This window comes from Longimicrobiaceae bacterium, assembly GCA_035936415.1.
Taxonomy (GTDB): Bacteria; Gemmatimonadota; Gemmatimonadetes; order Longimicrobiales; family Longimicrobiaceae; genus JAFAYN01.
In genome coordinates, this window is sequence record DASYWD010000590.1 from 1 (window position 1) to 4,077 (window position 4,077).

The following is a 4,077-nucleotide window of genomic DNA, read 5'->3' on the forward strand; positions in this document are numbered from 1 at the left end:
GCGAAGGAGCCCAGCTCCGCGCGCCAGAACGCCTCCGAGGCGGCCGGGTCCCGCCCCTCCAGCCAGGCGAAGTAGTCGCCGTGCGGGGGGGGCGCGGGGAGCGCCGGCTCGCGCCCGCCCGCCGCCGCGGCGTAGAGGGCGAGCACGTCGCGCAGGACGAGCGGGACCGACCACCCGTCCAGGAGGAGGTGGTGGTACGTCCAGACCATCTCCCACTCCTCCGCCCCCGTGCGCAGGAGCGCCACGCGCATCAGCGGCGGCGCGGCGAGGTCGAAGCCGCGCTCCGCCCCGGCGCGGAGGTACGCCTCGCGCCGGTCCTCCCGCTCCGCGGCGGGGAGGGCGCTCCAGTCCAGCACCTCCCACGGGAGGTCGACGTCCCGGTGCACGAGCTGCCGCGGCTCCGGGACCCCCTCCCAGGCGAAGGAGGCGCGCAGCGCCGCGTGGCGGTCCAGCGCCCCCTGCCAGGCGGCCCGGAGCGCCTCCACGTCGGGGCGGCCGGCCAGCGTCAGCGAGAAGCGGCTCAGGTACGCGCCGGATCCCGGCTCGTACAGGGAGTGGAAGAGGATCCCCTCCTGTCCCGGCGACAGGCGGTACGTGTCTTCCACGCCGCCGCCGCGGAGGTCCGGCTGCACGGGGGCGCCCACCTACACCACGGCGCCGGCGCGCCGCGCCGGGACGGCCGGCCCACCGGCGGCCCGCTGGAGCAGCCCTTCCGGGTCGCCGTCGTATTCCACCTGTCCGTAGTCGAGCTTCACGATCCGGTCGGCCACGCCGTAGTAGTGGTCGTCGTGGCTGATCGCGACCACCGTCTTCCCGCGCGCCTTCAGCTCGGGAAGGAGCTCCAGGTAGAAGAGCTTCTTGAAGACGGGATCCTGGTCGGCGGCCCACTCGTCGAAGAGGTAGATGGGGCGGTCCTCCAGGTACGCCGTGAGCAGCGCCAGCCGCTTCCGCTGGCCCTGGGAGAGCTCGGTGGTGGAAAGCGCGCCGTCCCGCACCGTCACCTTGTGCGCCAGCTCCAGCTTCCGGAGGTACTCCGCCGCCCGCTCGTCCAGCCCGGACCCGTCCAGGCCCAGGAGGCTCTCGAAGAGGTAGAAGTCCGCGAACACCACCGAGAAGCGCTGCAGGTACGCCTCGCGGTTCTCGTCCGTCACGGGCCGGCCGTCCAGGAGCACCTCCCCCTCGGCGGGGGTGTAGAGCCCGGTCAGGAGCTTGGCGAGCGTGGTCTTCCCGCTCCCGTTCCCACCCACCCAGAAGACGATCTCTCCGGGGCGGAGGGTGAGGTCCACGGGGCCCAGGGTGAAGTCCCCCTCCCCCTCCCGGTGGTAGGTGTGCGTGACTCCCGCCAGCCGGATCTCGCGCCAGTCCGGCCCGGCCCCGTCGCCGCTCCCCGGGGCGGCGTGGAGCTGCAGTGGGCGGCCGACGCCGGGGAGGCCGAGCGACTCCACCTTGTGGAGCGACACCTGCGCGCGGGACAGGACCGGGAGTGTGTCCAGGATCAGCTCCAGCGGCGTCATCAGGTAGAGCAGCACCAGCGCGTACCCGGTGAGCGTCTGCAGCGGCGTGTCCCCCACGAGCGGGAGCAGGAAGACGATGGAGCCCACCAGGGCGAAGATCACCATCTGTCCCCACCCCGCGGCGGCGTCGAAGAGGGTGCCCGCCCGCACGGCGGTCCGGCCCTGCAGCGTCGCCGTGGTCTCCAGGCGCGAGATCAGCGCCTCGCGCCGGGCCGCGTGCAGCTTCAGCTCGCGGACTCCCGAGGTGAGGCCCTGCAGGTCCCTCCAGAGCCGGTCCGTCAGCTCCCGCTGCTCCCGCAGGTGGCCGATGCCGAGCCCCATCGGGATCCGGTAGGTCAGGATCCCGGCGGCGAGCAGGACCAGGATGCCGGCCAGCGCCAGCGGCGACAGCCACCCCAGGTAGACGAGGCACCCCGCGACGATGGCCCCCTGCACGAAGAGGAGGGGGAGCACCTGCAGCGCCCCGGCGATGGCCGCGATGTCCTCCGTGAGCATGGCGAAGAGGCGGGGGATCCCCACCGACTCGAGCTGCCGCAGCGGCGCGCCGGCGATCTTCCGGCCCAGCTCGACGCGGAGGTCCTTCAGCGCCCGCTGCCCGAGCGTCCCCAGGAGGTAGGCCGAGACGGCGCGCAGCACCGGGAGGAGGAGGCAGGTCGTCACGAACGCCCCCACCAGCGCGACGTCGGTCCAGGGCCGCGGGTGGTGGAGCGCGGCGTTGGCCAGCGCCAGGAGGACCGCGTTGGCTCCTCCGCTCAGCACCCCGGCGAGCGCGGCGAAGACGACGGTGCGGACGGAGTACCGGAAGAGCAGGTGCAGGAGCGGTGTCATGTTCCCGGGCTGGGCATGGGGATGGACGCGGTCTCCTCCTCCGGCCCCACGGCGGGCCGGACGAGGGGCGGAAGCACGGCGGGGACGGCGTCCAGGGCAGCCGCCAGGCGCGCGACGTTCGGGTGCTGGAAGAGCTGCTGCGGCTGCAGCGCGAGGCCGGCCTGCCGGGCGCGGGAGACCACCTGGACGGCCAGGATCGAGTCGCCTCCCAGCTCGAAGAAGCCGTCCTGTACGCCGACCCGCTCCCGCCCCAGGACCCCGGCCCAGATCCCCGCCAGGAGCTCCTCGACGGGGGTGCGGGGCGCCACGTAGCCGTCCGGGGCCTGCGCCGACTCCGCCCCGGGGGCGGGGAGCGCGCGGCGGTCGAGCTTGCCGCCGGGCGTGACCGGCAGCTCGCCGAGGAAGACCCAGGCGGAGGGGACCATGTACGCGGGGAGCAGCTCCCCCAGGAAGCCGCGCAGCTCCGCCGGGGCGGGCGCCGGCCCCGCCGCGGGGACCACGTACGCCGTCAGCCGGCGGTCCCCGGGGACGTCCTCGCGGGCGGCGACCACCGCGTCCCGCACGTCGGGGTGCTCGCGCAGCGCGGCCTCCACCTCCCCGGGCTCCACGCGGAAGCCGCGCACCTTCACCTGCTGGTCCACCCGCCCCGCGAACTCCAGCTCCCCGCCGGGGAGCCGGCGCGCCCGGTCGCCGGTGGCGTAGAGCCGCGCTCCCGGCTCTGCGGAGAACGGGTCCGGGACGAACTTCTGCGCGGTCAGCTCCGGGCGACCCAGGTAGCCGCGCGCCAGTCCGGCGCCGCCCAGGTACAGCTCCCCGGCGACCCCGGCCGGGACCGGCTCCATCCGGGGGTCCAGGACGTACGCCCGCACCCCCCGGATGGGGCGGCCGATGGGGACCTCGCGGGCATGGGCCCCGTCGCCCCCCCCGACGTCCTGGCGGGTGGCGACCACGGTGGCCTCCGTGGGCCCGTAGGTGTTGACCAGCCGCACCCGCTCCGGCACCCGCCCGCGCCAGTCCGCCACCCGCTCCGGGAGGGCCCGCTCCCCGCCGATGACGACGAGGCGGACCGGCTCCGGGAGCTCCAGCGCGTCCTCGCGCAGGCTGGCGGCCACCTGGTGCCAGTACGCCGTGGGGAGGTCGAGCACGGTGACCTCCTCCTCCCGGCAGAAGGCCAGGAAGTCGGCGACCGCGCCCAGGGGGCGCTCCGACCGCGGCACCAGCGCCGCCCCGCGCGCGAGCGCCGGGAAGATCTCCTCCACGCTCGCGTCGAAGGAGAGCGAGGCGAACTGGAGCACCCGGTCGTCCGGGCCGATCCCGTACGCCTCCGCCGCGGAGAGGGTGTGGTTGGCGAGCGCCCCGTGCGGGACGACGGTCCCCTTGGGCCGGCCGGTGGAGCCCGAGGTGTAGATCACGTACGCGGCACCGGCGGCCTCCGCCGGGACCTCCGGGTCGTCCTCCGGCTCCGCGTCGATGGCGGCCCGGTCGGCGTCCACGCGGACGACCTCGCGCGCGCCGCCGTCCAGCTCCGCGGCCAGGCGGCGGCGCGTCACCAGCACCGCCGCGCCCGAGTCCTCCAGCATCAGCGCCAGCCGCTCCGCCGGGTAGGCGGGGTCCAGGGGGAGGTAGGCGCCGCCGGCCTTGAGCACGGCCAGGATCGCCGCCACGGCGTCCACGGAGCGCTCCAGGCAGATCCCCACCACCACCTCCGGGCCCACGCCGCGGCCGCGCAGGTGGT

General features: G+C 75.6%; 3 protein-coding genes. All 3 read right to left on the reverse strand.

Features of this window, described 5'->3' with window-relative positions; genetic code table 11:
* Nucleotides 1-632: condensation domain-containing protein (locus VGR37_23690; protein HEV2150423.1), on the reverse strand; the 632-nt coding region annotated here is incomplete at its 3' end.
* Nucleotides 633-644: 12 nt separating this feature from the next.
* Nucleotides 645-2,342: a cyclic peptide export ABC transporter gene (locus VGR37_23695; GenBank protein HEV2150424.1), complete on the reverse strand. Its 1,698-nt coding sequence runs from the start codon at nt 2,340-2,342 to the stop codon at nt 645-647.
* Nucleotides 2,339-4,077, reverse strand: a 1,739-nt coding sequence (locus tag VGR37_23700; GenBank protein HEV2150425.1) for a non-ribosomal peptide synthetase, incomplete at its 5' end; no start/stop codon positions are given. The genes VGR37_23695 and VGR37_23700, both read right to left, overlap by 4 nt.

Bases quoted from the DNA above. Each gene is read 5' to 3' on its own strand.
- VGR37_23695 (HEV2150424.1), bottom strand. From the start codon at position 2,342: ATGACACCGCTCCTGCACCTGCTCTTCCGGTACTCCGTCCGCACCGTC.